At 43.3% G+C, this 6,000-nt stretch carries 4 protein-coding genes; all 4 read right to left on the bottom strand.

Annotation, left to right across the window (positions count from 1 at the left end; translation table 11 throughout):
* Window positions 1-49: 49 nt before the first annotated feature.
* The 4 genes from EI161_RS06010 to EI161_RS06025 all read right to left on the bottom strand — a co-directional run bounded on the left by EI161_RS06010 (window position 50) and on the right by EI161_RS06025 (window position 5,710).
* Entirely contained in the window at window positions 50-1,819 is a 1,770-nt protein-coding gene (locus tag EI161_RS06010; protein WP_192529224.1) for an FAD-dependent oxidoreductase, read from the bottom strand.
* Window positions 1,820-1,999: 180 nt separating this feature from the next.
* Complete coding sequence (locus tag EI161_RS06015; RefSeq protein ID WP_192523232.1) at window positions 2,000-3,190, bottom strand: globin domain-containing protein; 1,191 nt, start codon at window positions 3,188-3,190, stop codon at window positions 2,000-2,002.
* A 339-nt stretch (window positions 3,191-3,529) separates the two neighbouring features.
* Window positions 3,530-4,753 carry a vWA domain-containing protein gene (locus EI161_RS06020; RefSeq protein WP_192523231.1) on the bottom strand — a complete coding sequence of 408 codons (1,224 nt, stop codon included), beginning with the start codon at window positions 4,751-4,753 and terminating at the stop codon, window positions 3,530-3,532.
* Between the two features lie 87 nt (window positions 4,754-4,840).
* Window positions 4,841-5,710 (bottom strand): AAA family ATPase, encoded by an 870-nt coding sequence (locus EI161_RS06025; protein WP_192523230.1) that lies wholly within the window; start codon window positions 5,708-5,710, stop codon window positions 4,841-4,843.
* Window positions 5,711-6,000: the final 290 nt, after the last annotated feature.

Genomic DNA, 6,000 nt, shown 5'->3' on the forward strand with positions numbered 1-6,000 from the left:
ATCCCTTTTACCAATTCGTGCTGTAACTCGTAAAACATATAGCAGCTTATTACAATCTTTTGGTTACGGCACTTAGCGCCGATACTATTGGATCAAGATATTTATAACGTGCTTGGTGCATGAGTGTTGATGTTTCTATGCTCACAGTTTGTTCTCGTTCCATAACTGTGAATAATGCTTGCGCTGCTTGCTTACCAGACGTTGCTGCTTGCTCCATGGTGGGTATTTTCCAACGTCCAGTGACCGAGACAATCTCGCCTGCCACCACAACATTATTCCACTGCGTAGTGGTTTCAATCAGCTCATCATCAGCATTGCGCACATAGATTTGTGCCAAATCCACCCAGCGCTTTCCATTATCTTGCAAGATACCCATCTCAGCGGTCTCAATATCAGTATACGGCTGCCAATTATCGGTATACAGCAAATTAACCGGATCAATCACGCCGCCTTGCGCGATAGCTTGACGCTGCTCTGCATCGGTAATACCCAGCTGGTATAGAATCTCTTCTTTGGCCTCTGCAGGTGTACACTCCATAAAACGCTTGCCAAATAGCGACCCTCTATTAAACGGTGAGCTACAAGTTGCCGATAGATTATAGTCAAAGCTATCAGGGAGCTCGACGTCTTGCCAAAAGCCGCCACGGTGCTGGATTTGAAAGACAATATTCCACGGCGCATCAAAGCATAAGTTATAAGACTTACCCAAGAACGGCTCAAAAATAGCGGGTATTTCGGCTAAAGGAAACTGGCTGCCAAAGGACCATTCATCGTTAAAAGGTTTCTTAACCTGTGGTAATAGCCCCATTTTCCATAATACTTCGTGCGGCAGCGCCATCACGGCAGCATCATAGTGCTGTTGTGGCAAACCGTCTGTGGTGCCATTATCACCACTAATATCAACACTAACCTGTCCATCATCATGATGATGCATATTGAGTACACGCGCTTGAGTGACGATGGTTACCCCGCGCGCTTTTAGCTTCTCTACTAGCGCCTCGATTACCTCAGAAGTCGGACGATTAAAGCAATACGATTTAGACGTCTCACCTTCTGGCAGTACGGGTGCTTCGGTCATCGGTAAAAACATCAGTACAAAGCTGTCCATAATATCGACGGCTTTACTGTGCATTCTGGCACCAGTCAAGATGCCAAACCAATTGGTAATAAATTGCTTAGTATGGGCATCAAAATCATCAATACCGATGACCTCACCTGCTGTTTTAAACGCCATCGCGGCGCGCTCTTCATCACTGGCATTGACATGATGAACAATGCGTTGTACCAGTTGTAGCATGTTCTTTTTATTTAAGTCAAAGGTTTCAATCATCGCCTCAATCGTCTGCAAATCTATCGCCGCACGTCTATCGATTGCGACGCGTTTGCCTTTTTGTTCATCTTTTTGTCCACTATTATCATTGTGATTATCACTGTCTTCAACGTTACCGTGACCACTTTGATAAAACTGATAATCTTCAACCGCTGTCAGCATATGCAACAGACCAGCGCGATCAAAGATATTAAATAAAGAGAAATAGGTAGAGCTTAGCGCGCGAATGGAATGCTCTTCAAAGCGTTGCTCATCAGAATTAAAGTAGCCAATCATTTTGCCACCACATGTGGCGCTTGATTCTACAATGGTAATATCGATATTTGGGTCTTCGGACAGCTCAAACGCCGCACTTAACCCTGAAATACCACCACCAGCGACGAGTACTTTTTTCTTAGAATGCCTATTTTCAGCGAGCGTTTTAATGGGTGTTTTAACGGGCGGATTATTATTGTTAGAGGTCATTATTTGGGGATTTGAGTCAGCCATGGTGTTTCCTTGTTATTATGCTAATTTTTATAATGTTTTTTTTATGATTAATTTAGAGTCTATTAAATATTCCAGTTTCAAATATGTTTAATCTCAAGTGCACTATAAAAGAATAAGGCAAAGTTATGTCATAACTTTGCCTTATGTGTTCATCTATTGTTGTATATCGTTTTAACTTTATTAGCCAGCTTTCAGCTCTAGACTCATTTTAGGACCAAACGGTTCATAATGCACGCTATCGACACCATGATCCAATGCCATCAAGCCATCAATCATACTGTCCATAAACATCATCGAGCCACAAACATAGATATCAGCAGGCTTAGGTAGATTGGCCAGCCATGCCTCATCAAGGATTTGCCCTTCGTCAAAATAGAAAATATGTTTTTCTACGTTTTCTGCTTTTTCTAACAGCTTATCAACTTGCTCATTAAAGGCATGATGCTGTTCATTTTGACAGGCATAAACCCAAGTGATAGGGCGCTTTGGATTGGCAGTCACTTGCGTCTCTAGCATGGCTAGAATAGGTGTCACCCCTACGCCCGCACTCATCAATACCAGTGGAATGTCGTTTTGTTTTACCAAGTCCTGATTTAACACAAAGTCACCAGCAGGCGCAGATAGTGAAATAGTATCACCAACGGTTAGGTTGTCATGTAAATGGTTAGAGACTAAACCGTTGTGCTCATTGCGGTTGTCGCGTCTTACCGCGAACTGAATACCTTTTTCGGTACTGGCTGAGTATAAAGAATAATGACGCAGTGCAGTATGGCTACTATCTTTTGGATCTGTTTTTACGGTGATATATTGACCAGCGGTTAAATTCAATTTGCTTAGATCAACTGAACTACCCTCTGCTGGAACGACGGTAAAAGCAGCAATATCAGTCGCGGCTTCATATTTTTCGGTAATGGTAAATGGCGCAAAACCTTGCCACATCTCTGCTTCATACATGCCGTGTTCTATCTGGATAAATACCGAGGCAATCTCGTCATATGCTTCAGTCCAAGCATCAATGATATCGTCGTTAGCAGCTTCGCCTAGCACTTCCTTTATCGCACCAATTAGATGGTGACCAACGATGGGATAGTGCTCAGGTAGGATTTGTAACGCTCTATGTTTGTGGCTAATCTGCGTGACTTGTGGCAATAAAGTCGCCAATTTATCCAAATGCTTAGCGGCTGCTAGTACCGTCGTCGCTAATGCGGTTTGTTGACGGCCCAATTTTTGATTGGTTTCGTTGAATATGTCCAACAATTCAGGATGCTCGTTGAACATGTTTTTATAAAATACGGTGGTAATTGCCGTTCCATGCTCCTCGAGTACGGGAACGGTTGATTTTACGATTTCTAATGTTTTTGGTGAAGCCATGTTATCTCTCTCAGTGGATTACTATAAGGATTAATTAAAAGGATTAAAAATGAAAGGTTTACACTAGCAACAATGACTGGGTTTAAACAGCTGTCGAACTCTCGTGGTCAAACACTGTAATCAAACTTTTTTAGCCCATCCAATCGGAATATCACTATAAGATTCATTTAGGATGAATGTTATCATATTTAACGGGGCATACCAATGCCCTATCGTTATAAATTTGATTTATTTAGACCAAAAAAGGCAGCGGCCATGAAAACATCGCCGCTGCCTTAACAGAACATTCAATCAGCTTGACTGATAAATTAGTTTGAATATAAATGCATCATTATAAAATTACCGCGCCATATAATTGGTCATCTCTTCCACACCGTGCAGCGTCATGGGATACATTTTATTATCGAATAAATTTTTAATCTCAATGATGGTTTGAGTATATTGCCAATAGGCAGGATTTTCAGGGTTGAGCCAAGCAACTTTATCAAAATGTGCTAATACCCTTTTTAACCAGACAATACCTGCTTCGTTATTCATATACTCCACACTGCCGCCGACCGTCATCAGCTCATAAGGCGACATCGAGGCATCGCCGACAAATATGACCCGATACTCGCGGCCATACTTATTAAGTAGCTCAAAGGTTGGCATCGGCGCGCTATGGCGACGGTCATTGTCTTTCCACACATAATCATACAGACAATTATGAAAGTAAAAGAACTCTAAGGTTTTAAATTCATTTTTAGCGGCAGAAAATAGCTTTTCTAACGCTTCGACATGGATATCCATACTACCGCCGACATCAAATAGCATCAGCACTTTGACACGGTTACGGCGCTCAGCCTGCATATGAATATCAAGCACACCTTTTTTAGCGGTGCGTTTAATGGTTTCATGAATATCAAGCTCATCAGCGCTACCTGTGCGTGCAAACTGACGAAGATTGCGCAATGCCATTTGAATTTGACGCGTACCAAGTTGACTGTCGTCATCGAGGTTGCGGTATTTACGCTGCTCCCAAACTTTGGCGGCGCTGCGTTTACGCGACTCACCGCCGACCCGTACACCTTCTGGATGATCGCCATAGGCCCCAAACGGTGACGTACCACCCGTACCGACCCACTTACTGCCGCCCTGATGACGCTCTTTTTGTTCTTTGAGGCGTTCTTCTAAGGCTTTCATCAACTCTTCAAGCGAGCCGTACTTTTTAAGCAATCGACGCTGCTCATCGGTCAGATTTTTGGGATCTAATTTTAAATCGAGCCACTCTTTAGGGACATCAGTCAGCTTGGATAATAATTCATCCATATCGAGACTGTCGACACCTTCAAAATAATCTGCCATGGCGCGGTCGAACTTATCAAAATGGCGCTCGTCTTTGACCATGCACAGTCGAATCAGCCGATACATGTCTTCGCGGCTGGCAAAGGTAGGCAGCTCTGGACTCTCAGGGTGTGGCTGCATCATCAGGCCTTGATCTAACGCGGCATTGAGGTCGAGCAACTCACGCGTACTGACGGGCACGCCGTAAGTACGCAAGGTGTAGAACAGTTTAATAAACATAGGGTACGCACCACTTATTGGCTAATATGGTTATAATTTGGGCGTTGGCATGGGTTGTTGTCAAAACATCACTAGAAATCTATACGCTTAACGACGCATCATATTGGCAAAACGCTGCAATAAACTGACATCCGCTTCGTTTTTAAGTAGCGCACCGTATAATGGCGGGATGGATTTTTCGCCGCGCAAGTTTTCTTCTAGCTCCGCTTGTGCCATATCATCAGCAAGCAATAACGTTAACCAATCGACCAACTCTGAGGTTGATGGCGGTTTTTTAAGCCCTTGAATATTACGCAATTTATAAAAGATATCGAGTGCATCATTGACCAGTTTTTCTTGGATATCAGGGAAATGCACCTCAATAATTTGGCGCATGGTTTCCTCTTCTGGGAAATCAATATAATGGAAAAAGCAACGACGCAAAAACGCATCTGGTAGCTCTTTTTCATTGTTCGAGGTGATAATCACTACAGGACGCTGCTCGGCGGTGATGGTCTCACCCGTCTCGTAGACATAAAAAGACATCTTATCAAGCTCGTGTAGTAAATCATTTGGGAACTCGATATCGGCTTTATCAATCTCATCAATCAATAGCACGCTACGCTCTTTACTGGTAAAGGCATCCCACAATTTACCCGGCTTGATATAATTGCCAATCTCATAGACCTTATCATCACCCAGTTGCGAATCACGCAGACGCGACACCGCATCATACTCATACAGACCCTGTTCCGCTTTGGTGGTCGATTTGACATGCCACGTAATCAGTGGCATGCCTAAACTTTCGGCGACTTCTTCTGCCAGTAACGTTTTGCCTGTACCTGGCTCACCTTTAATGAGTAACGGTTTTTGTAAGGTCATGGCAGCGTTGACTGCCAACTGCAAATCGTCAGTGGCAATATAGCTTTGCGTGCCGGTAAAAGTTTTTTTGGTTTTATCGGTCGTGGTGGTCGTCATAATTCAATCTCAATTATTGTTATACATTAGGGGTTTTAAGCGTGTAAAAGGTTCAGAAGCAGTCGATACAAGAAAAACAATCATTTAGGTTAGCACAGCGGCGCATATTGCCAAAATACTCATGCGTTCGCAATTACTCAGACCTAGGGTCTGCCATCAACGGGCGCACTGATAGATTCATAGTCAGTGAGAAGTAATATCGCTACATCACGTACTGCAGGTACCGTTTTTTCTTGCTTGCTGTGCCTACGCAGACAGAGGCTACAAAAAAACTATACCAGCAGTATCGT

The sequence above is a fragment of the Psychrobacter sp. FME5 genome (genome assembly GCF_014861375.1).
Taxonomy (GTDB): Bacteria; Pseudomonadota; Gammaproteobacteria; order Pseudomonadales; family Moraxellaceae; genus Psychrobacter.